The 21,248-nt window shown below is 65.5% G+C and carries 20 protein-coding genes; 8 read left to right on the plus strand and 12 right to left on the minus strand.

What is annotated here, in order from left to right; genetic code table 11:
• Window positions 1-229: 229 nt before the first annotated feature.
• The 10 genes from ACEN9O_RS23370 to ACEN9O_RS23415 form a co-directional block, all read right to left on the minus strand.
• The gene (locus ACEN9O_RS23370) at window positions 230-670 is read right to left on the minus strand and encodes a carboxymuconolactone decarboxylase family protein (RefSeq protein ID WP_495614194.1); all 441 of its coding nucleotides are present in this window, start codon (window positions 668-670) and stop codon (window positions 230-232) included.
• 104 nt (window positions 671-774) lie between these two features.
• The gene (locus ACEN9O_RS23375; protein ID WP_495614195.1) at window positions 775-1,197 is read right to left on the minus strand and encodes a hemerythrin domain-containing protein; all 423 of its coding nucleotides are present in this window, start codon (window positions 1,195-1,197) and stop codon (window positions 775-777) included.
• A gap of 32 nt (window positions 1,198-1,229) precedes the next feature.
• Window positions 1,230-1,511, minus strand: coding sequence for a TehB family protein (locus ACEN9O_RS23380; protein WP_495614196.1), 282 nt, complete (start codon window positions 1,509-1,511; stop codon window positions 1,230-1,232).
• Complete coding sequence (locus tag ACEN9O_RS23385; protein WP_495614197.1) at window positions 1,508-1,903, minus strand: group III truncated hemoglobin; 396 nt, start codon at window positions 1,901-1,903, stop codon at window positions 1,508-1,510. Before ACEN9O_RS23385 ends, ACEN9O_RS23380 begins: the two co-directional genes overlap by 4 nt.
• The gene (locus tag ACEN9O_RS23390) at window positions 1,845-2,477 is read right to left on the minus strand and encodes a hypothetical protein (protein WP_495614198.1); all 633 of its coding nucleotides are present in this window, start codon (window positions 2,475-2,477) and stop codon (window positions 1,845-1,847) included. Before ACEN9O_RS23390 ends, ACEN9O_RS23385 begins: the two co-directional genes overlap by 59 nt.
• A complete protein-coding gene (locus ACEN9O_RS23395) occupies window positions 2,474-3,148 on the minus strand; it encodes an SCO family protein (protein WP_495614199.1) in 675 nt (224 codons plus the stop codon). Before ACEN9O_RS23395 ends, ACEN9O_RS23390 begins: the two co-directional genes overlap by 4 nt.
• Complete coding sequence (locus ACEN9O_RS23400) at window positions 3,120-3,716, minus strand: c-type cytochrome (RefSeq protein WP_495614200.1); 597 nt, start codon at window positions 3,714-3,716, stop codon at window positions 3,120-3,122. The genes ACEN9O_RS23395 and ACEN9O_RS23400 overlap by 29 nt, the downstream gene beginning before the upstream one ends.
• Window positions 3,713-4,300, minus strand: a complete 588-nt coding sequence (locus tag ACEN9O_RS23405) for a cbb3-type cytochrome c oxidase subunit II (RefSeq protein ID WP_495614201.1) — start codon at window positions 4,298-4,300, stop codon at window positions 3,713-3,715. Before ACEN9O_RS23405 ends, ACEN9O_RS23400 begins: the two co-directional genes overlap by 4 nt.
• Window positions 4,301-4,302: 2 nt before the next feature.
• Window positions 4,303-5,961 (minus strand): cbb3-type cytochrome c oxidase subunit I, encoded by a 1,659-nt coding sequence (locus ACEN9O_RS23410; RefSeq protein ID WP_495614202.1) that lies wholly within the window; start codon window positions 5,959-5,961, stop codon window positions 4,303-4,305.
• A gap of 96 nt (window positions 5,962-6,057) precedes the next feature.
• On the minus strand, window positions 6,058-9,657 hold the full coding sequence (locus tag ACEN9O_RS23415; protein ID WP_495614203.1) for a CHASE domain-containing protein: 3,600 nt from the start codon (window positions 9,655-9,657) through the stop codon (window positions 6,058-6,060).
• Between the two features lie 174 nt (window positions 9,658-9,831).
• Between ACEN9O_RS23415 and ACEN9O_RS23420 the strand changes: the two genes are divergently transcribed.
• The 5 genes from ACEN9O_RS23420 to ACEN9O_RS23440 all read left to right on the plus strand — a co-directional run bounded on the left by ACEN9O_RS23420 (window position 9,832) and on the right by ACEN9O_RS23440 (window position 16,547).
• Complete coding sequence (locus ACEN9O_RS23420) at window positions 9,832-12,504, plus strand: ATP-binding protein (RefSeq protein ID WP_495614204.1); 2,673 nt, start codon at window positions 9,832-9,834, stop codon at window positions 12,502-12,504.
• 122 nt (window positions 12,505-12,626) lie between these two features.
• The gene (locus ACEN9O_RS23425; RefSeq protein ID WP_495614205.1) at window positions 12,627-13,046 is read left to right on the plus strand and encodes a DUF2141 domain-containing protein; all 420 of its coding nucleotides are present in this window, start codon (window positions 12,627-12,629) and stop codon (window positions 13,044-13,046) included.
• Window positions 13,047-13,060: 14 nt separating this feature from the next.
• Window positions 13,061-14,560, plus strand: coding sequence for a carotenoid oxygenase family protein (locus ACEN9O_RS23430; protein WP_495614206.1), 1,500 nt, complete (start codon window positions 13,061-13,063; stop codon window positions 14,558-14,560).
• Window positions 14,561-14,577: 17 nt separating this feature from the next.
• The gene (locus ACEN9O_RS23435; RefSeq protein ID WP_495614207.1) at window positions 14,578-15,771 is read left to right on the plus strand and encodes a sensor histidine kinase; all 1,194 of its coding nucleotides are present in this window, start codon (window positions 14,578-14,580) and stop codon (window positions 15,769-15,771) included.
• 20 nt (window positions 15,772-15,791) lie between these two features.
• Window positions 15,792-16,547 carry a LytR/AlgR family response regulator transcription factor gene (locus tag ACEN9O_RS23440; RefSeq protein ID WP_495618526.1) on the plus strand — a complete coding sequence of 252 codons (756 nt, stop codon included), beginning with the start codon at window positions 15,792-15,794 and terminating at the stop codon, window positions 16,545-16,547.
• A gap of 20 nt (window positions 16,548-16,567) precedes the next feature.
• On the opposite strand, the gene purT is transcribed toward ACEN9O_RS23440, so the two are convergent.
• On the minus strand, window positions 16,568-17,779 hold the full coding sequence (gene purT, locus ACEN9O_RS23445) for a formate-dependent phosphoribosylglycinamide formyltransferase (RefSeq protein WP_495614208.1): 1,212 nt from the start codon (window positions 17,777-17,779) through the stop codon (window positions 16,568-16,570).
• A gap of 245 nt (window positions 17,780-18,024) precedes the next feature.
• Here purT and ACEN9O_RS23450 point away from each other — a divergent pair, with 245 nt between their 5' ends.
• The 3 genes from ACEN9O_RS23450 to ACEN9O_RS23460 are packed head-to-tail and all read left to right on the plus strand — an operon-like array spanning window position 18,025 to window position 20,374.
• Entirely contained in the window at window positions 18,025-18,594 is a 570-nt protein-coding gene (locus tag ACEN9O_RS23450; protein ID WP_495614209.1) for a transcriptional regulator, read from the plus strand.
• On the plus strand, window positions 18,591-19,619 hold the full coding sequence (locus ACEN9O_RS23455; protein WP_495614210.1) for a sensor histidine kinase: 1,029 nt from the start codon (window positions 18,591-18,593) through the stop codon (window positions 19,617-19,619). The genes ACEN9O_RS23450 and ACEN9O_RS23455 overlap by 4 nt, the downstream gene beginning before the upstream one ends.
• Before the next feature lie 5 nt (window positions 19,620-19,624).
• On the plus strand, window positions 19,625-20,374 hold the full coding sequence (locus ACEN9O_RS23460) for a LytR/AlgR family response regulator transcription factor (protein WP_495614211.1): 750 nt from the start codon (window positions 19,625-19,627) through the stop codon (window positions 20,372-20,374).
• Window positions 20,375-20,379: 5 nt separating this feature from the next.
• Here the strand turns inward: ACEN9O_RS23460 and ACEN9O_RS23465 are convergent, their stop codons facing one another.
• Entirely contained in the window at window positions 20,380-21,126 is a 747-nt protein-coding gene (locus ACEN9O_RS23465; protein ID WP_495614212.1) for a DUF481 domain-containing protein, read from the minus strand.
• Window positions 21,127-21,248: the final 122 nt, after the last annotated feature.

Consider the following 21,248-nt stretch of genomic DNA (forward strand, 5'->3'; position numbering starts at 1 on the left):
TGTGTGCCTTTTTTAGTGTGGACCGGAGCAGGGGAGGAGTGGGTGTTTTTATGGCAAAATGTCACAATCTCGTTGTTCGAAGGCAACGAATAGCATGTTGGAAGCGGTATCACATGATGCAAACGGCAAGCTTGTCTAAAGGATGTGCTTGATCTGGAGCGGTTTTTTTTGCGCCGGCGAGCAACGTTGTTCTGAACATATAAGACACAATTGACGCCGGCGTGCGCCGTTACAGCGCCGGCATTTTGCGGAAGCCGACGCCGAGCCGGTTCCAGGCGTTGATGGTATTGATCGCCAGCGTCAGATCGACCTGTTCCTTCGGCGTGAACTGGGCTTGCAGCCGTTCATAGTCGGCGTCCGGCGCGTGGGTGATGGAGAGCTGGGTCAGGGCCTCGGTCCAGGCCAGCGCGGCCTGTTCGCGTTCGGTGAAGAAGGGCGTCTCGCGCCATACCGCCACGCCGTGCATGCGGCGGTCGGTCTCGCCGGCCTTGCGGGCGTCGGTGGTGTGCATGTCGACGCAGAAGGCGCAGCCGTTGATCTGCGACGAGCGCAGCTTCACCAGTTCCAGCAGCGGCGCTTCCAGGCCCAGCTTGTTGACCGCGACTTCCAGCGCGATCATGGCTTTCATCGCGTCCGGCGAGGCGGTGTAGAAGTCGGTACGTGCGTTCATGATGGGTTCCTTCAGAGTGGTTGGTCAGTGAGTCCATTCTAGGAGACCAATCACGGCCTGCGGGAGGCCAATCACGTCAAAAAACGCTAGTCCAAGCCGGCGCGTCAGGCCATCGCGTGCGCCGCTTCGATGGCGGGATAGAACTCGCGGTCTTCCTTCTTCATGCGTTCGTACAGCGTCTTGAGCACGCGGTTGGCTTCATCGCGGAAGGCTTCCGGTTGTTCGGCCAGCTGGCGCGGTGTGTTCCAGCGGCCGGCAAAGCCCAGGTACTCGCCGCCGATGCCGTCCATCTCCGTGCGGTAGCGCTGGCTCATGCTGGCCAGCGCGGCGTTGCCGCTGGCCTCCAGCGTCGGATAGAGCATGCGGTCCTCGACGGCCAGGTGCAGCTTGATGATGCCGCTCATGGCGACGATGCGCTGCGAGATATCGGCCGCGTGTTCGGCGATGCCGGCTTGCACCAGCTTGCGCAGGCCGGCGATGGCGCTGAGGATGTCGATGTGCTGGTGTTTGAATTTGTCGATGTTCATGTTGGCTCCTGATTCTGACTGAGGGTGAGGGATTAACGGTGGAAGTCGACGCGGAAGCGCACCGGTCCCACCACGCTGACTTCGTGTTCGATGCGCGGCTCGACCACGCCCGGGTGCTCAGGCGACAGCAGCACTTCCTCTGCCGGTTGCGACGGATCGGTGATGCGGTAGAGCAGGCTGCCTTCCAGGATCGTGATGCGGCCCCACACGCCGGCGGCGGTGGTGTGGCTGCGTTGCAGGGCCGCCGGCACGCTGTCCTGCGTGAAGACTGGGCTGCTTTTGTAGTGACTGACGGTGTCGGGTAGGGTTTTCATGTTTGCTCCTGGGGTGTGGTCACCTTCACTTCGCCGAAAAAACCGTACTGGAGACTGGCGGCGATGCGGCGGGCTACGGTTTTGAATTCGGTGGCGTCGGTGGGATTGAACAGACGGGTGGCGGCGGCTTCGAACAGGGTAAGCCAGCGCACGAAGTGCTCCGGCGTAACACCGTTGAGCAGCATGTGTTTGCCGAAGACGTTGCCCTGGAAGTTGCGGCTGCCCAGCATGACCGTGCACCAGAAGTCGACCATGCGCTCCAGGTGCGGCGTCCAGTGCCCGCCGATGGCAGCGTCGAACACCGGCTGCAGTACCGGGTCCGCGCGGACTTCGTCATAAAATTCGTGGACCAGCGTGGCGATCGATGTGGGGTTCAGCGGTAGTGGGGACATGATGTGCTTTGCTTGAGTTGTTGATAAACGCTGGCGCCAGGCGCCAGCACCAGATAGCTGCAATCGTTACGGAAGCTGCGACCAGGCCGATGCCGGTCCAGCCCTGGTCGTCCAGCAGGTAGGCGTTGCACAGGCGTTGCGGCATGCTTTGATACTGGATGCCGGCGACCGCCATCATCCAGCTGAAATTCCCAAGGAAGAAGAGCTGCACGATCCAGTTGGCGCGCTTCAGCGATCCGGGAAGGATGGCGCCCACTGATAGCAGGGAGGCGAATTTCGCCGCTTCGGACCATGGGGCCGTGATGCTCTGTTCCAGCGCGCGCGGTATCATCCAGTACGCCGTGGCGAACAGCAGCAAGGCCAGGCCGCAGACGCCATGCTGGTCGCAGCGTGCGATGGCGGCGGGCGCCGTTGGCCGTGTGGCGCCAGTGGCCAGCAGCCAGCCGGCGGCGACCAGCAGCGGCAATTGCAGCAGCATGTGGCGCAGCATCGCGGCCTCCAGCCAATGGCGCGGCAGCGCGGCCAGCGCCAGGCAGGTCAGGCCGACGGCGATGCGGATGCGGCGGCGGTTCAAGGCTGGCCTCCACGCGCAGCGGTGCGGGCCATGCGGCCCAGCGCCACCGCGTCTTCCAGCGCCTGCGCCGGATCGTCGTAGTCGTCGATGCGCGCCAGGCGCCCTTGCTTGTCGATCAGGTGGAAGGCGGCGTTGTGCTGGAACTCCCCCAGCGGCGCAGGCAGCACCACGATGCCGAATGCGTCCAGCAGCGCCTTGCGCTGGTCCGCCCGATCCACGCCGACCATGCGCCACAAGGCCGGATCGGCGTGCATGCGCATGGCGTAGTCCGCCAGCAGCGGCGACGTGTCGCGCGGATCGAAGCTGATGCTGAGCAGTCGCACATCGCGCTGCAGGCCGCGCTTGCGGATCTCGTCCTGCATCTGCTGGAACTCGCTGCCCACTGCCGAACACACGGCGTTGCAGCTGCTGTAGAAGAAGCTGACGATGGCGACGCGGCCATCCTCTCCCAGCATCCGCGCCAGCGTGCCGACCTGCGGCTGGTGGATCGCGGCCGCCGGCAAGCCCACTGGCCTGCGGCTGACGGCCAGCCGCCGGCCATCTTCGGTCGACACCACCTGGTAGCCCATGGTGGCCTGGTACAGTGCCGCCATGCCGGCCGCGCACACCACCGCCAGCGCGGCCAGTGTGGAGAGCAGGCTGCTACCGTTTGAGCTGGTTGAGGTCTTCATCGCCGTTCCATGGATTTTTGCGATCCTTGCCCGTTTCGCGTTCGGCCTTGACGATGTCGGCGCCGATCTTGCCGGCGCCGTTGCCGAAGCTGGCACGCACATAACTTAGCACCGCCGCGATTTCGGCGTCGCTGAGTTTGTCCTTGAAGGCCGGCATCTGGCCGTTGTACGGCGCGTCCTTGACGGTCAGCTTGCCGGTGACCCCATGCAGCAGGATATTGACCGGCAGCCGGTCCGCCGCCAGCACCCACTCCGAGCCGGCCAGCGGCGGGAACACGCCCGGCAGGCCAGCGCCGGTGGCCTGGTGGCAGGCCACGCAATTGGCTGTATAGACCTGGGCGCCGTCGGCCGTGCCGCCTGCGCCGGCCGGCTTGCCTTCCAACGTGGACAGCGTGCGCCGGTCGCCCAGTTCCGGCGCGTCGTTGCGCTGGGTGAGGACGATGTAGCCGACCGCCCAGATCACCAGCGCCGACACCACCACCAGCACCAGGCGCGGCACCGGACGGTTCCTTTCGTGCGGATCGGGGTTTTCGCGCTGGCGCGCGTCATGCTTGGGCTGCTCGATCATTTTATCTTCCCCTCGAATACCGGATAGGTGTGGTCCAGCCCTTGCAGGTAGGTGACCAGGTCCAGCGCCTCCTGGCGGGCGATGACCACTTTCCCCGGTGGCTTGTACCCCGGCGGCAGCGTCACCACGCGGTCGCCGGGATCGGCCTTGTCCTTGATCTCGAAGAGGAAGGGATAGGCCGGCATGATGGAGCCGGGCGTGTACGCGCGTGGCTGGTACAGGTGGCCCAGGTGCCAATCCTGGCTGGGCTGGCGCGCGCCGATGTTGAACAGGTCCGGACCGGTGCGCATGGTGCCCAGCAGATGCGGCTTGTCGTAGTGGTAGTCGCCGGCCACCGGCGCACGGCCCCAGCCCCGCTTGTCGTCCGGCGCCAGCGCCTTGTCGCGCGGCTGCTGTGAATGGCAGTAGATGCAGCCGTTGGCGATGTAGACCTCGCGCCCGCGCAGCTGCGCCGAGGTGTAGGGCTTCAGGCCGGCCGGTGGCTCGACGTCTTTCAGTTGAAGGAAGGGCACCACCACCAGCGCCGATGTCGCCAGCGCCAGCGTGACCATGGCGCCGCTGAGCAGTTTGAGTTCATCATGCATGATCAGGCTCCCGCCAGGCTGGTTGGGCCGACGTGCAGCAGCGCGGCGCCGGTGCGCGCCGGGCCGTGGCGCAGCGCCATCGCGGCGAAGTGGCCGGCGAATACCAGGTGGCCCAGCGTCATGATGGCGCCACCCACGGAACGGCTTTGCAGATAAGGGATGGTGACCTTGACGGACTCCATGAACGGCTTGGCCGCATCGAGCATCGCCAGGCCTTGCAGCCAGCCGCCTATCGACAGGCCGATGAAGTAGATCGAGAAGCCCAGCACCACCAGCCAGAAATGCGCGGCGATCAGGCCGGGATAAGGCCATTCCCACGACATCACGCGTGGCATGACGAAGTAGATCGCGCCGAACATCACCATCGTGAAGAAGCCATACAGGCCAAGGTGGGCGTGGGCCACGGTGAAGTGGGTGAAGTGGGCAACCGTGTTGACCGCGCGGATCGCTTCGATCGAGCCTTGCAGGGAGCTGAGGGTATACATCATCCCGCCCAGCACGATGAAACGCAGCGTCGGCGAATACAGCAGCTTGGAGAAGTAACCCTTCATCGTCAGGTGCTGGTTGACCGAGAACGAGATCACCGGCACGATCATCATCACGCTCTGCACGATGGACAGCGTGATCAGCCAGCCCGGCACCGGGCCGCCGATCAGGTGATGGCCGCCGACCTGGCCGTAGAAGAAGGCCAGCGTCCAGAAACCCAGCAGCGACAGGTTGTACGACTGCACCGGGCGGCCGATGATCTTGGGCAGGAAGTAGTAGACCGAGGCCAGCGCCATCGGCGTGTAGAACAGGCCCAGGACGTTATGGCCGAACCACCAGTTCATGGTGGCCTGCTCGACGCCGAAGTGCATCGCCGGCAGGTTGGCGATCAGGAACAGGATGGGGAACCAGAACAGCGCGGCGCCCATGTACCAGACCGACACGTACAGGTGGTCGACCTTGCGCGCCTGTAGCGTGTACACCAGCGGAAGTCCCATCAGCGCGCCGCCGACGACGATCAGGATGTCGACCTGCCACGGTATCTCCAGCCACTCCATGCCGTCGCTGATGCCGGCGGCGATGCAGCCGACGCCGGCGATCAGGCCGGCGTTCCAGATCATGCAGCCGAGGATGGCGAAGCGGCCGCCGACCAGCGGTGTTTTCAGCAGGCGTGGCAGCATCCAGTTGGCGATGCCGAAAGCCGCCATCGGCGCCCAGCCGTAGGCGACGATGTTCAGGTGGATGGTGCGCAGCCGGCCAAAACTCAGCCAGGCCTGCTGCACCAGCCAGTCCGGCTCGTGCAGCTTGATGGAGCTGGTCAGGCCCGCCAGCGAGCCGGCCACCAGCCACACCACGGCGCAGGACAGGAACACGAAGGAGACAAAGGCGGTGGAGCGGTCCTCCTCGATGCGCTCGGCCAGTTCGCGCTGCAGCGTGACTTCCTGCGCGGGCGTCAGCTCGACGCGGGTGTCGCCGGCGACGCGCAGCGCCAGGCCGGCGCGCTGGGCGGCGGTGGCGGAGGGCTCTTCGCCGCGGCCGATCTCGCCCGACGAAAAGATGACATGGGCGGCGGCGGAAGTGGTGTCGAACAGGCGTTTGCGCAGCGACCAGATAAAGACAAACAGGCCGGTAAGCGACAGGACGAACGAGGACAAAAGTATGGTGACGGTATCCATAAAAGGGCCTTGGTCTTAAACAAGTAAATGTAATACTACATTAATTTTCAACAAAAAACAATCGCCGCATGGCGCCGGCGCGGGCGTTTGGTTTGTTTAGCGGCCGGCGGCCGCGCGCTGGGCTGCGGGCAGGTTGCGGGCGATCGCGCGCAGCATCTGTTCGACGTCGATAGGCTTGGCGATGAAGTCGTTCATGCCGGAGGCGATGCACTGTTCGCGCTCGGACAGCAGGACGCCTGCCGTCATCGCCAGCACCGGCAGCGACAGTTTGAGTTCGGTGCGGATGCGGGTGGTCGCTTCGAAGCCGTCCATCTCCGGCATCTGCACGTCCATCAGCACCAGGTCGTAGCGGTGGGCGTCGGTGCGCAGCCGGTCGAGCGCGGCGCGGCCGTTGTCGACCGCGTCGATGCTGGCGCCGGCGTAGGACAGCATGCTTTGCGCCACCAGCTGGTTGATCGGATTGTCTTCCACCAGCAGGATGCGCACACCATCGATGCGCAGGCCGGACTGGGCGCCGTTGTCCGAGCTGGCGCGGACCGGCGTCCCGGCCAGGGCCTGTTGCAAGGTCTCGCTCAGGCGCGCCATGGTGACGGGTTTAAGCAGCACCGCGTTGGCCGCATCCGCGCCCTGCGTGTGCAGCAGCTTGCCCTGGCCGAAGGCGCTGACCATCAGGATGATGGCGGGGCAGTCCTGCGGCAAGGCCTTGCGGATCGCCTGCATGGTTTCGAGGCCGTTCATGCCGGGCATGTCCCAGTCCACCAGGATGGCGTCGTAGCGGCTGGCGGCGCGGCGCAACAGCGTCAGGGCCTGCTCGCCGGAGCCGGCGCTGTCGCTGCTCCAGCCGCGCGCGCGGATGGTGCGGCCCAGATAGTCGGCGCTGACCGGATCGTCGTCCACCACCAGCAGGTGCTGGAGCGGCAGCGGCGCGCCGGCCGGCGCCACGTCGTCAGAGGCTTGCAGCGGCACGGTCAGCACGAAGACGCTGCCGGCGCCGGCGATGCTCTGCACTTCGATCGCGCCACCCATCAGCGCGGCGATGCGGCGCGAGATCGTCAGTCCCAGTCCGGTGCCGCCGAAGCGCCGGGTCATCGAGGCGTCGGCCTGCGAGAACGGCGCGAACAACTGCGCCAGCTGGTCGGGCGGAATGCCGATGCCGCTGTCGCGCACCGTGAAGCGCAGCGTGACGGCGCCGGCCAGGTCGCCGCCGGTCCGCTCCACCAGCACCGAGATCGAGCCTCTTTCGGTGAACTTGATGGCGTTGCCGACCAGGTTGATCAGGATCTGCTGCAAGCGATGGCCGTCGCCGAGCAGCGCCTGCGGCACGTTCGACTCGACACCGATCGCCAGCTCCAGGTCTTTCTCGCCGGAGTTGACGGTCATGATGGTGGCGATGGCCTCCAGCACGGCGCTCAGCTGGAACGGCGCCGGCGCCAGCTCCATGCGGCCCGCCTCGATCTTGGAGAAGTCCAGCACGTCGTTGAGGATGCTGAGCAGGGAGTTGCCCGACGACCGTATCATCTCCAGGTATTTCTGCTGGTCGGGCGAGAGCGAGGTGTTGTTCAACAGGTGCGTCATGCCCAGCACGGCGTTGAGCGGGGTGCGGATCTCGTGGCTCATGTTGGCGACGAATTCCGACTTGGCCCGGCTGGCCGCTTCGGCCAGGTCGCGCGCGACGATCAGCGAGCTTTCCGATTCGCGCAGCGCCGCGGTCTTTTCCTCGGCCAGCGCGGTGGCGTAGGCCTGGCGCGCGGTCAGCGCCCGCACCACGCCGAAGAACAACAGGCTGATGATCACGCCCGCCAGCAGCACGATGTGCGACTTCTGGCGGTCGATGGAATTCTCGAACGCCGGCAGGGACGTGAAGCGTAGCGTCCAGCGGTGCTGCATCAGCACCAGCGGCGAGGTGTGCAGGTAGGGATTGGGGTATTGCAGGTGGTCGTTGCCGGTGCGGTTGCCGCTGGCGTACAGGCGGGCGCCGGGATCGGCTTCGCTGCCGTCGAAGATCTCCAGCTGTACCACGCGATCGGACGGTCCGAGCAGGCCGGCCATCATGTCGTCGGCGCGGATCGGGCTATACGAGTAGCCCTGCAGCGCCGCCATGCGCTGCGGCGGCGACAGCGCGCTGCCCGGCGGCGCGGCCAGCTTGCGGTAGATCGGGAAGTACATCAGGAAGCCGGGCTGGCCCTGTTCGGCGTCGTTCTGCACCAGCACCACCTTGGCCGACAATACCGGTTCGCCGGTGCGCGCGGCCTCCAGCAGCGCGGCCTGGCGGATTGGTTCGGACATCATGTCATAGCCGAAGGCGCGCAGGTTCTGTCCCTCGAACGGCTCCAGGTACAGCACCACCGTGGAGACGGGACCCATGGCGCCGCCCGGCCTGGCCCAGATGCGGAAGCCGGGATAGCCGTGGCTGCGCACTTGCGCCTCGAGCGCGTCGCGCTGTCCGGCCGTGACTTCGGCGGCGTAGCCCAGTCCCATCACGCCGGGAAAGCTGTGCCGCAAGTCCAGCGCCTCGGCGAAGTCGCGCCACTGGGCGCGGGTGGGATCCGGTTGGGCGTTGAACAGCGCGCGGGCGCTGCGCAGGCCCGATTCGTACAAGGCCATGCGGGCGGTGATGCGTTCGGCGATGTCGGCGCACTCGGTGTCGAACTGCTCGCGCGCGCGGCGCTCGGTGCTGAGCGCCACCAGGTGCCAGACGATCACGGTCAGGCCGACGCCGACCAGCAGCGTGGCCCATTGCGCCGCGCTGTGGCTGCGCAGGGAGCCGCTCATACGCCGGCGCTCGCTGGCATCGGCGCACAGCACCATGCCGATCAGGCTGCACAACATGACAAAGCTGTCGAGCGAAATCAGGGCGTCGTTCAAGGTGCCAATCGCGAACGGTCCCAGGCCGCGGACGGTGCACAGCACGGCGCCGCCGGCGGTGGCCAGGCACGCCAGGCTGGCGCCGCGCAGGCCGAAGCGGTACGAGGCCCAGGCCACGCACAGCATGAAGACATAGGGCAGCCAGCCGGGATCGTCGTTGGCGGTGTAATGGCGGCCGAAGACCGCGGCGATCAACGCGGCCAGCAGCAACAGCGAGAGCGCGGCTTCCAGCGCGACGGCCTGGCGCCAGCGCAGCCGGCGCCAGGCCAGGATGGCCGGCACCACCAGCAGCACGCCGGAGACGTCGCCCACCCACCAGGTCAACGCCACGGTATTCCAGGCGCCGGCCGACACCAGGCCGCCCAGCACCAGCGTGCCGCTGCCGATGCCGGCGCTGATGAGGCATGCCAGCAGGGCGATGATGGCGAACTTGTAGACGTCCTGCAGTTGGCTCAGCGGCCGCGCGGCGTCGGTGTGGCGGCGCATCAGCCAGGCGCCGGCCAGGGCTTCCATCGTATTGCCGACGGCGATCAGCAGCGAGGCGGTCACCAGGCCGGCATTGAAGGGCAGGCCGTTGGCGGTAAAGGTGGCCAGGTTGGCGGCCAGTGCGCCGAGCAGGATGGCCGGCCAGACCCGGTAACCCAGCAGCAGCACGGCGGCGAAGGCGATGCCGGACGGCGGCCATACCGGCGTGGCGTTGGTGTGGGCGAAGGCCAGCAGCAGGCTGGTATGGGCGATCAGGTAGTAGCAGGCGGTCAGCAGCACCAGCGCGAGCGGCGCGGGACCAGGTGGAGATGGGGCCGGCGTGAGCGGTTCGGAGCCTGCGCGCATGGCGGATCATGGGTTGTCTCGGTGGCAATCACTATACTCCGAAACGTCGTCATGCTGGGTACTCAGGATATGGCGGTGGCTGTATATTTGTTGGGTTTATGGCGTGCGGGCGTAGCCAAACCGGGCTGCAGCATGTAATACTTTAATATCATCTTTCTAGCGAGTGCGCTGCCAATGGCGTTGAAACAGTATCTGCCGTCCACCCTGCGGTTTCGCCTCAGCGGCCTGGTCATGCTGCTGGTGCTGGGTGCGACCGTCACCGTGACGGTGGTGGCGCTGATACTGGCCGAGCGCGATATGAAGGAGGTCATCGGCAGCCAGCAGTATGCCTTGCTGTCCGGCGCCGCCGCCCATATCGACGAGCACCTGGCCGGCAAGAAGGCCATGCTGGCGGCGCTGGCCGAATCGCTGCCGGCGGCCACGCTGCACGATCCGGCCGCGCTGCTGGCCTACCTGAAGGCGCGGCCGACCGCGCGCGGCCAGTTCTCCTTCCTCGAAGTCTACAATGCCGACGGCCTGCTGACCGGCGCGCTGGAGGAGGCCATGCCCCAACAGCCCCACCACGCGGCAGGCCAGGAGTGGTTCGACCTGACGCTGGCGCGCGGGCGCGGCGTGGTGTCGGCGCCGTTCGCCAGCAAGCTGGCCGGCGCGCCGACGGTGCTGATCACGGCGCCGGTGCTCGACAGCGACGGCCATGTGGCGCTGGTGCTGGCCGGCGGCATCAATCTGCTGCACTATGCGCCGTTCGAGTCGCTCAGCGCGCTCAGGCCGGGCAGCACCGGTTTCACTTTCATCATGACGTCCGAAGGCGTCCTGCTCAGCCATCCGAACAAGGCGCGGCTGCTGCACAGTATCAACGAGCGTCCGGGCGCCAACCGCGCCACCGAGATGGCGCTCAACGGCTTCCAGGGCTGGACCGAGGCGAAGAACAAGGACGGCGTCAAGGGCATTTACTCCTATCGCCGCCTGCAGCATGCGCGCTGGATCGTCGCGGCGCGTTTTCCCAGCGACGAGGCGCTGGCGCCGTTGCGGGAGATGCGCTACGAGGCCGCGGGCGCGGCGACGGTGTTTGCCGTGCTGGCCGGTGTGCTGTCCTGGCTGGGCATCGCGCGGCTGCTGCGGCCCTTGCAGCGGCTGCGCCGCAACATCGCCGAGATCAAGAACAGCCGCGCCGGCATCCAGGTGCTGCAACTGGACCGCAAGGATGAAATCGGCGAATTGAGCGGCGCCTTCTACCGCCTGATGGCCGAGCGCGAGGCGGCCCAGCTGCGCACCTACGAGAGCGAAAAGCGGGCGCGCATCCTGGCCGACAACCTGCCGCTGCTGATCGCCTACCTGGACCGCGAGCGGCGCTTCCTGTTCACCAACGAGCACTATCGCACCCAATTCGGCCTCGATCCGCAGGCGATGCTGGGGCAGACCGTGTCCGACGTTTTCGGTGACGCCGCCGACAGCTGGCTGGGCGACCTGGATCAGGCGCTGCTGGGCCGGCGCCTGCACTTCGAGCGCGCCTTCGAGCAGCATGGCCTGACGCAGCACTTCATGGTGGACCTGGTGCCGGACGTCGCCGCCGACGGCAAGGTGGTGGGCACCTATCTGATGGCGATGGATATCACGGACCGCAAGAACGCGGAGCTGATCCAGGCCGCCGGCGAGCAGCGCGCCGCCGCCGCCAGCCGCGCCAAGAGCGAGTTCGTGGCCAATATGAGCCACGAGATCCGCACGCCGATGAACGCGGTGCTGGGCGTGGCGTATTTGTTGGGGAATACGGAACTGAGCGCAGAGCAGAAGGAGTACGTGGACATGATACGGTCGTCCGGCAATGTGCTGCTGGGGATCCTGAACGATGTGCTGGATTTTTCCAAGATCGAGGCCGGGCGCATGGAACTGGCGCCGTCGACCTTCCAGCTGGACGAGGTGCTGGCGGCGGTGAACACGGTGATGATGACGACGGTGGCCGCCAGCGGCATCCGGTTCGACATCGTCGCCGACGCCGCGGTGCCGCGGGCGCTGGTGGGCGATGTCATGCGCCTGCAGCAGATCCTGATCAATTTGGTCGGCAATGCCATCAAGTTCACCGAGCATGGCCAGGTGCAGCTGCGGGTGGAACGTTCGGCCAACGGCATGGCCGGCTATGCGGGCGATGCCGTCGGCCTGCGCTTCGTGGTGCGCGACACCGGCATCGGCATGGACCTGGAGCAGCAGAGCCGCCTGTTCGAAGCCTTCAACCAGGCCGACGCCTCGACCACGCGGCGCTTCGGCGGCACCGGACTGGGACTGGCGATCTGCCGCCGGCTGGCGGAATTGATGGGCGGCGCCATCGCCGTCAGCAGCATGCCGGGCAAGGGCAGCGAATTTGTCGTCACGCTGCCGTTCCTGCTGCCGAAGGCCGAGCTGCCGCCGGCGCTGGAGCAGGAGCCGGAGCCGGAGCCGAACGGCGAGGACCCGGCGGCACAGTGCCTGAAGGGCGTGCGCCTGCTGCTGGTGGAGGACCATCCGCTCAACCAGGTGGTGGCACGCGGCATGCTGGAATACGCTGGCGCCAGTGTGGACGTGGCGGAGAACGGCCAGCTGGCGGTGGATCGCCTGCGCGACCATCCCAACGACTACGACATCGTGCTGATGGACGTGCAGATGCCGGTGATGGACGGTTTCGCCGCGACCGGCGTGATACGGCGGGAGCTCAAACTGGACCTGCCCATCCTGGCGATGACGGCGGGCGTGATGCAATCGGAGCAGGAGCGCTGCATCGCCGCCGGCATGAACGACTTCATCGCCAAGCCGGTCGACGTCGAGCAGATGCTGGACATCATTTCGCGCCACATACCGGCTGGACGTCGCTCCTGACGTTGTTCATTTCGCGCCGGCCGGACGCATTTCGCGCCGCAGCCACGCATTTCGTCGCATCGATATCCGGGCCGGCGGGCCGCTGGCTAGAGTGGAGTCACATTCACTCACCGGAGTTCATCATGCGATCCACCAGCCTTGCCGTCGCCGTCCTGTCGCTCATGTCCGCGTTGGCGCCTGCCGCCGCCGCCGACCTGAAAGTCTCCGTGACCGGCGTCGCCAGCGCCGACGGCCAGATCATGATCGCCCTGTATAACTCGGCCGAGACCTTCCTGGACAAGCCGTTCCGCGCGATCGCCGTGCCAGCGGTGGCGGGTACCACGCAAGTCGAGTTCAAGGACCTGCCGGCCGGCGACTACGCCTTCTCGCTGTACCACGACGTCAACGCCAACGGAAAAATGGACCGCAACCTGGTCGGCATGCCGACCGAGGATTATGCCTTCAGTAACAACGCCATGGGCAAGCGCGGTGCGCCGGAGTATGCGGCCGCGCACTTTGCGCTGCCTGCCGCCGGTGCGGTGTCCAGCGTCAGCCTGCGCTGATCCGGGAGCCAGACATGAGCCACGCGATGAATCAGCGCCGCAAATTCCTGTCCCGCAGCATCAGCCTGGCCGCCCTGGGCCTAAGCTCCGGCACCGCGCTGGCAGACAGCGACACCTTCCGCCGCTTCCACCAGGCGCTGGAACACGCCCCCCGGCTGTCGGCCTATGCGGGCGTTGCCGGCGAACTGTCGGGCGATGCGGCGATCCACGGCCGCATGCCGGATGACCTGCAAGGCGCCTTTTACCGCAACGGGCCTGGCCGTTTCGAACTGGGCGGCGAGCGTTATCACCACTGGTTCGACGGCGACGGCTACGTCCAGCGCTGGCAGCTCGGCGGCGGCAAGGTTAGTCATCGCGGCCGCTTCGTCGCCACCCAGAAGTTCACCGAGGAGACGGCGGCCGGCCAGTTCCTGTATCCGGCCTTCGGCACCTACATCGACCGCCGGCCGGTCAAGACCAACGACACCGTCAACGTCGCCAATACCAATCTGCTGCCGTTCGGCGGCCACGTGTACGCCTTGTGGGAAGGCGGCTCGGCCATCGAAGTCGATCCGCAGACGCTGGATACGCGCGGCGTCAAGACCTGGCGCCCGGACCTGAAGGCGATGCCGTTTTCCGCGCATCCGAAAATCGATCCGGACGGCGGCCTGTGGAACTTCGGGAACATGCCCGGCGCGGACAAGTTGATGATCTACCGTTTGAACGCGGCCGGAGAAGTGATGCGCACTGCCGTGGTCGATGTGCCGCAACTGAATATGGTGCACGACTTTGTCGTCAGCGCACGGCACCTGATCTTCCTGGTGCCGCCTTACGATATGAAATCCGGCCCGGAGCTCAGCCTGGGCGACAGCTTGCACTGGGCTGGCGCGACGCGGCCGCTGCGCGCGGTCGTCATCGCCAAGGACACGCTGCAACTGCGCCAGGTGTTCGAGCTGCCGGCGCGCACCGTCTTCCACTTCGGGAACGCCTTCGAAGACGGCGCCTGCACCCGCCTGGACGCCGTGATGCACGAGGGCGACACGCTGCACGAGCTGGCGGAAGTGATGCATGGCGAGATACGGCCTTTCCGTGACGGCTCCAGCACGGTGCAGATCACGCTGGACTACGCCACCGGCCAGGCGCGCGAGGCGCGACTGTTCGGCGCCAGCGAATTCCCCAGGGTGGCGCCGCAGGTGGTATCGGTCCGCCACCGCAAGCTGGCGGTGCTAGGCGTGGCGCCCGGCAGCGCGGACGACAGCTTCAATACCGTGAACCTGATCGATATCGACAGCGGCAAGGCAGACAGCTACCGCTTCGACGCCGGCTGGGTGGCGGAGGAGCACGTGCTGGTGCCACGGCGCGGGGCGCGTTCCGAGATCGACGGCTATCTGGTCGGCGTCGCCCAGGATGCGCGGCGCGGCCAGACGGTGTTGACGGTGTTTGATGCGCACAACATCAAAGCGGGGCCACGGGCAATGGCGCGGCTTTCTTATGCATCGCCACCCTGCATTCATGGTAACTTTCTGCCGGCCTGATTATTTTGGATACCACGATGAACGACAGCTGCAAGCAAGCCACCGCGCCTTTGAACGCCGACAACGCGCGGTTGGCGCATCCGTTGGACATGATGCCGTTTTTCCAGCGCTGGCCGGCGTCGACGCGGCGCAACCTGCTGTACACCTTGATCTGGAACTGCGGGCTGGGCACGGTCTTGACGGCGGTCGATGTGCTGTTGTCGGGGAGCGAGCGGCTGGTGACGGGGCACTGGCTGCCGATGCTGCTCATTTCGAACCTGATCGGCTTCCTGATCCACTTCGGCCACCTGCTGGCCAACGCCGTCAGCGGCGGCTGGCCGCGCCGCGCCAAGGGCTTGCCACGGCTGGTATTCAGCATCTCGCTGGTGGGGGCCAGTGTGCTGCTGGGCCTGGGGCTGGGGACCGCGCTGCTGAACGGTCAAGGCGTGGTGCAGGTGGTGGACAACCGCAATGCGCTGAGCCAGTCGCTGGTGCTGGCCGGGGCCGTCGCCTTGCTGATGTATGTGGTCAGCCGCAGCGCCGAGCGGCGGGTGGCGTATGCGATGGAAAAGGCGCGGCAGCAGGAACTGATCGCGTCCACAGCGCGGCTGCTGGCGGAGGCGCGGCTGCGCGCATTGCAGGCGCAGATCGAGCCGCACTTCTTGTACAACACGTTGGCCAATGTGGTGAGCCTGATTGGCCCGCAGCCGGCCAAGGCCCAGCATATGCTGGAGCGGTTCATCGATTACCTGCGCGCCAGCCTGGCCGCGAGCCGCAGCGAAGAAGCCACGCTGGGCTCCGAGGCCAAACTGATCGCCGCCTACCTGGATGTGCTGGCGGTGCGCATGGGCGAGCGGCTGCGCTATCGCGTCGAGTTGCCGGACGCCTTGCGCCACCACGTCATCGCGCCCATGCTGCTGCAACCGGTGGTGGAAAACGCCATCTCGCACGGACTGGAGCCGAAGGTGGAGGGCGGTGAGATCGTCGTCAGCGCGCGGACGGAGGGCGAGCACCTGTACCTGCAAATTAGCGACACCGGCGTGGGCTTGGGCAGCACCATGTCGGCCAAGCCTGGAGGCGGGGTGGGGCTGAGCAATCTGCGCGAGCGCTTGCGCAGTTTGTATGGCGGCGCCGCTAAGGTAGAATTATTGGAAAATCAACCCTGCGGCATGACGGTGCGTCTCATGCTGCCTTTGAATGCGAGTCCGACATCGATACATTCCGTGCCTTGATCGCAGATGACGAAGAACATCTGCGCGATTATCTGGAAGGCCAGCTGAAGACAGCGTGGCCTGAACTGAAGGTGGTGGCCAAGGCCGCCAACGGCCTTGAAGCCTTGCGGCTGATCGACGAGGAGGCGCCGGACGTGGTGTTTCTCGATATCCGCATGCCCGGCATGACGGGGCTGGATGTGGCGGCGCGACTGGTGGACGGCGCCAAGCCGCCGCATATCGTTTTCGTGACCGCCTTCGACCAGTATGCGGTGGAGGCGTTCGAACATTCGGCGGTCGATTATCTGTTGAAGCCTGCGAGCCTGGAGCGGCTGGATAAGACAGTGAGCAAGCTGAAAGCGGCGCTGCGCACCAACGAGCCTGCGGCTGCGACGGGTGTCACCGCGGCGACGCTGCAGGCGCTGTTGCAGCAGTTGGGCGGTGCTGCGCCCGTCGCCGCCGCGCCGGCGCCGACCTTGCAATGGATACGCGCCTCGCAAGGCGAACATACGCGCCTGATCGCGATCGACGAGGTGATCTACTTCCAGAGCAACGACAAATACACCAGCGTGTTCCTGGCGGACGGCGAGAGCCTGATACGCACGCCGATCAGCAAGCTGCGCGAGCAGCTGGACGAGCAGCAGTTCTGGCAGATCCACCGCAGCGTGATCGTCGCCGCGCGCCACGTGGCCGGCACCCGCCACGATTTTCGCGGCCGCCTGATGGTGCAGCTCAAGGGTCGCGAGGAGCAGCTGGTCGTGAGCCGCAACTACGTCGACCTGTTCCGGCAGATGTAGGCGGCCCGCGACCAAAGGTCTTACTTGCCCAGTACCGGCTTGACCTTGGCTGCCGCTTCCTTGGCGCGGACGCGCGCGGTTTCGACATCGTCGGCGACGGCCAGCGCCACGCCCATGCGGCGGCGTGCGAACGATTCCGGCTTGCCGAACAGGCGGATGTCGGTACCCGGCACGCGCAACGCTTCTGCCACACCTTCGAAGGCGATGCCTGCCGCTTCATGCTGGCCGTAGATCACGGCCGACGCGCCCGGCGCCTTCAACGCCACGTTGACCGGCAGGCCGAGGATGGCCTTGGCATGCAGCTCAAATTCGCTTTGCACCTGGGTCGCCATGGTGACCATGCCGGTGTCGTGCGGACGCGGGCTCACTTCCGAGAACCAGACCATGTCTTCCTTGACGAACAGCTCGACGCCGAACAGGCCGAGGCCTCCCAGGTCGCCGGTGACTTTCTCGGCGATGTCGCGGGCGCGCGCCAGCGCCAGTGGATTCATGCGGCACGGCTGCCAGGATTCGACGTAGTCGCCTTGCACCTGCACGTGGCCGATAGGATCGCAGAACTGGGTCTCGACCTGGCCATCGGCACCGATGGAGCGCACCGTCAGCAGCGTGATTTCGTAGTCGAAGTCGATGAAGCCTTCAACGATGACGCGGCCCGAATCCACGCGGCTGCCGGCGGCGGCGTAGTCCCACGCGGCTTTGACTTCGGCGGCGCTGTCGATCTTGGACTGGCCCTTGCCCGACGAGGACATGACAGGCTTGATCACGCACGGGAAGCCGATGGCGGCGGTGGCCGCTTCCAGTTCCGCCAGGCTGCTGGCGAAGCGGTATGGCGACGTCGCCAGGCCCAGGGTTTCGGCGGCCAGGCAGCGGATGCCTTCGCGGTTCATGGTCAGCTGGGCGGCGCGCGCGGTCGGGATGCAGGTGATCTTGCCGGCTTTTTCCAGCGTGGCCAGGGTGTCGGTGGCGATGGCTTCGATCTCCGGCACGATCAGATCCGGCTTTTCCTGTTCGATCAGCGCGGCCAGCGCGGCGCCGTCGGCCATGTTGATGACGTGGGCGCGGTGCGCAACCTGGTGGCCTGGCGCATTCGGATAACGATCGACGGCGATCACTTCAACGCCCAGGCGCTGCAAGGCGATGATGACTTCCTTGCCGAGTTCACCGGAGCCGAGCAGCATGACTTTGGTGGCGGTGGGAGACAGGGGCGTGCCGAAAATGCGGGGAGTGTTCATGTAATCGTCCGGGGATAAAGAGGAAATGAGGGCGGGCCGACTATAGCAAAATGCGGCAATTTTGGACAGCGGCAGCGGCATTGTAATAAACTCAACCTTGGCGCCGGATTAAGCGGAGCGCTTATCGCGGGGCTGCCGCGTTTATCCGTCGCGGGCTGCGCCAGTCGCATGGCCACCCGCGCCACCGAGTCGTCAGGCACAGTGTGACCATGACATCTCGTCATGGACATGACTAAGGAAAAAAGATGAAACCAATGCACGTAATCGCCGCCGCACTCGCCGCCACCTCGCTGTGGGTCGTTGCCGCTGAATCGACCACCAAGCTGCCAGCGCCATGGATCGTGGCCGGCCAGACGCCGTCTTCCTACCAGGCCGGTATCGATAACGTTGAAACCACCAGCGGCAAGGGCTCCAAGTTCCTGCGCTATGCGCAGGGCGATGCCAAGGGCTGGGGTACGCTGATGCAGTCTGTATCAGCGCAACGCTATCAGGGGCAGCGTGTGCGTTTCCAGGCGCGGGTCAAGTCGCGCGACGTTAACGGTTGGGCGGGTTTGTGGCTGCGTATCGATGGCCCTGTCGGCCATAACGTCGCTTTCTATAACAGCATGGACAAGCCTATCGTCGGTTCCAACGATTGGCAAATCCGCAGCGTCACGCTGGATGTTCCGGACGATGCGACCAGTATCAACTTCGGCGTGATTAATGCAGGCACTGGCCAGGTCTGGATCGACGAGTTGTCGCTGGATGCGGTCGGCAAGGACGTGCCGGTGGATACGATGCCGCACAATAAACTGCCGGAGTCGCCGAGCTTATGAACGGCATCGCCGTTCTCGATGGACTGCGGCGCGCGGCGCTCAGCACCGTTCGTCAAAAGGTGCTGAGCGCGGCGCTGGCCGCCGGTTTCGCGCTGGTGTGCCTGGCGCTGCGTGCCTATACCTTGTTGGCTTTGTTCGGTGCGATGCTGCTGCCGGTGGGGATCAGTGCGGCCGCCTTGCTGGCCGCGCTGACGACCGCGCCCCGGCTGCGCGACTGGCGTTTTCTGTGGGCGGGATTGCTACTGCTGGTCGGCTTGTCGAGTTGGGTGGCCGGCATCTTGTATCACCGCAGCTTGTTAACGGTGGGCGTGAGCACGCACAACGATTTGACGGTGCAGTTTTCGGTCGGGGCGCTGGCCTTGTTGCTGCTGGTGCCGCGCCTGTGGATCGCGCAGCACCAGTCGCGCGCGTTGTTGATGGCGCAGCTGACGCAGGCCGCGCTGTCCGCCGACCTGAAGGCCTTGCAGGCACAGATCGAACCGCACTTCCTGTACAACACGCTCGCCAACACGCGCTATCTGGCGCGCCACGATCCCGAACGCGCGGTGGCGATGCTCGATCATCTGATCGGCTATCTGCATACCGCCTTGCCGGATTTGCGCAGCCCGATGTCCAGCCTTGGCCGCGAATGCGAACTGGCGGGACACTATCTGGCGCTGATGGGCATACGTTTCGGCGACCGCCTGCAATTCGAGATCGACTGTCCTGTCGAGCTGGGAGCGGTGGAGCTGCCACCGCTGATGCTGATGCCACTGGTGGAAAACGCCGTACAGCACGGCGTGGAGCCGCATCCCGGCAACGTCACCGTGCGGATGCTGGTGCGCCGTCGCGAGGGGGCGCTGGTAGTGGCGGTGCGCGACAACGGCGCCGGTCCCGGAAAATCCGTGTTGGGCAGCGGCGTAGGATTGCGCAACCTGCGTGAACGGCTGGCGGCCCTGCACGGCAGCGCCGCCGGATTCAGGCTGCAAGTGGCGGCGGACGGTTGGACCGAAGCTGAAATCACCTTACCTTTGGGGGCCGCATGATGTCGATGTCACCTCATCGCCCGCGTATATTGATCGCGGATGACGAGCCTTTGCTGCGTGCGGAATTGCGGCAGTCGCTGGCCGCCTTGTGGCCGGAGGCCGAACTGGTGGCCGAGGCGGCCGACGGTTACGAAGCGCTGCGCCTGGCGCGCGCGTTGGAGCCGGATGTGGCTTTTCTCGACATCCGCATGCCCGGCTTGAGCGGGCTGGAAGTGGCCCGCACCTTCGGCACGCGCACGCATGTGGTGTTCGTCACGGCCTATCAGGAGCATGCGCTGGCCGCGTTCGACGAAGGGGCGATCGATTATGTGCTCAAGCCCACCGATCCTGTGCGGCTGGTCCGCGCCATCGAGCGGGTACGCGCCCGTCTCGGCACGCCGCCGCCCGACCTGGCGCGGCTGATGCAACAGCTGTCGCCTAAACCGGCCGCACCGTCATGGTTGCAGGCTACCGTCGGCAACTCGATACATTTCATCGACTTGAGCGAGGTGATTTACTTCTGCGCGGAGTTCAAATATACGCGGGTGGTGACGCCGCAGCAGGCCGAGGCCCATATCCGCACGCCGTTGAAGGAGTTGGCGTCCGAACTGGAGGAGGCGGGATTCTGGCAGATACACCGGGGTTACGTGGTGGCGGTCAAGCGCATCGCAGCGGTCAGCCGGGATGCCGACGGCGCATTGTGGCTAAGCCTGCGCGGCCATCAGGACAAACTGCCCGTGAGCCAGCGCTTCCAGCACCGGTTCAAGGGCATGTAGCGCTATCAGAACGAGTAGACCAGCGTCACCGACGTTTGGGTATCGGTGTTCTTTTTATCTTCCGGCACATTGGTGTCGTTGCGGACGCTGAACGCGGCCTTCATCTGCATGGTGCTGTTGATTTTGGTGCGCAGCGCCGTCTCGGCCAGCGAATGCATGTTCGAGGTGCCGCGTTCCACGCTAACGTTCTGCGTGAACAGGGCGCTATCGCTCAACTTCCATTTCAGGTTGGCCGCGCCGCGTACCGTCATGCCGCTTTCCATCTCGCCGTTCGAACGGATGCCGTTGAAATAGCCAGGGCCGATTTCCACGTCCATGCTGTGGTCCGGCGACTTGTAAGTCTCGGTGCCGTAGCCGACGCCCACGGTGGAGTAGCGCGTGTATGCGCCGAATTTGTCGTTGACGTGGGTGGCCAGCGCGAACAGCTTGTCGTGATCCTGAAGCAGCTTGTACGCGGCCTTGGCGGAGAACGAATAGCGCTGGGCGGAACGCTCGCGCACTTTTTCGCCGTCGGCTTGCGTGACCTGTTCGTCCTTGAAGTATCCGGCCAGGACGTATTCGTTACTCCACTCGGGTAGCTCCTGCTTGGCATCCAGCTTGCCAGTCACCGAAGTACCGACCGTGTTACCGGAAGTGGAGATGGCGCCCAGTTCAGCGGAATTGTTCCAGCCGTACGGAGGGGCGGAGCCTGCGGCGGCATAGCCGTGGACCAGGGCGAGGGTAAGGGTGGGGATGAGGAAGATCGCTTTCATGGCGATATTGTACCTTAGCTCAAAAAACAACGCATTCAAGAGCGCGCCAAGGGTACGTGCGGGCCCGTACAGAAAAATAACCAAGCTTGCGCGAAGATCAATATACTTAATAAAGGGATATT

This window comes from Duganella sp. Dugasp78 (assembly GCF_059491455.1).

Excerpts from the sequence above, each read along its gene's own strand:
- ACEN9O_RS23370 (WP_495614194.1), bottom strand. The coding sequence starts at position 670 with ATGAACGCACGTACCGACTTCTACACCGCCTCGCCGGACGCGATGAAA.
- ACEN9O_RS23375 (WP_495614195.1), bottom strand. The coding sequence starts at position 1,197 with ATGAACATCGACAAATTCAAACACCAGCACATCGACATCCTCAGCGCC.
- ACEN9O_RS23380 (WP_495614196.1), bottom strand. The coding sequence starts at position 1,511 with ATGAAAACCCTACCCGACACCGTCAGTCACTACAAAAGCAGCCCAGTC.
- ACEN9O_RS23385 (WP_495614197.1), bottom strand. The coding sequence starts at position 1,903 with ATGTCCCCACTACCGCTGAACCCCACATCGATCGCCACGCTGGTCCAC.
- ACEN9O_RS23395 (WP_495614199.1), bottom strand. The coding sequence starts at position 3,148 with ATGAAGACCTCAACCAGCTCAAACGGTAGCAGCCTGCTCTCCACACTG.
- ACEN9O_RS23400 (WP_495614200.1), bottom strand. The coding sequence starts at position 3,716 with ATGATCGAGCAGCCCAAGCATGACGCGCGCCAGCGCGAAAACCCCGAT.
- ACEN9O_RS23405 (WP_495614201.1), bottom strand. The coding sequence starts at position 4,300 with ATGCATGATGAACTCAAACTGCTCAGCGGCGCCATGGTCACGCTGGCG.
- ACEN9O_RS23410 (WP_495614202.1), bottom strand. The coding sequence starts at position 5,961 with ATGGATACCGTCACCATACTTTTGTCCTCGTTCGTCCTGTCGCTTACC.
- ACEN9O_RS23415 (WP_495614203.1), bottom strand. The coding sequence starts at position 9,657 with ATGCGCGCAGGCTCCGAACCGCTCACGCCGGCCCCATCTCCACCTGGT.
- ACEN9O_RS23420 (WP_495614204.1), top strand. The coding sequence starts at position 9,832 with ATGGCGTTGAAACAGTATCTGCCGTCCACCCTGCGGTTTCGCCTCAGC.
- ACEN9O_RS23425 (WP_495614205.1), top strand. The coding sequence starts at position 12,627 with ATGCGATCCACCAGCCTTGCCGTCGCCGTCCTGTCGCTCATGTCCGCG.
- ACEN9O_RS23430 (WP_495614206.1), top strand. The coding sequence starts at position 13,061 with ATGAGCCACGCGATGAATCAGCGCCGCAAATTCCTGTCCCGCAGCATC.
- ACEN9O_RS23435 (WP_495614207.1), top strand. The coding sequence starts at position 14,578 with ATGAACGACAGCTGCAAGCAAGCCACCGCGCCTTTGAACGCCGACAAC.
- purT (WP_495614208.1), bottom strand. The coding sequence starts at position 17,779 with ATGAACACTCCCCGCATTTTCGGCACGCCCCTGTCTCCCACCGCCACC.
- ACEN9O_RS23450 (WP_495614209.1), top strand. The coding sequence starts at position 18,025 with ATGAAACCAATGCACGTAATCGCCGCCGCACTCGCCGCCACCTCGCTG.
- ACEN9O_RS23455 (WP_495614210.1), top strand. The coding sequence starts at position 18,591 with ATGAACGGCATCGCCGTTCTCGATGGACTGCGGCGCGCGGCGCTCAGC.
- ACEN9O_RS23460 (WP_495614211.1), top strand. The coding sequence starts at position 19,625 with ATGTCACCTCATCGCCCGCGTATATTGATCGCGGATGACGAGCCTTTG.
- ACEN9O_RS23465 (WP_495614212.1), bottom strand. The coding sequence starts at position 21,126 with ATGAAAGCGATCTTCCTCATCCCCACCCTTACCCTCGCCCTGGTCCAC.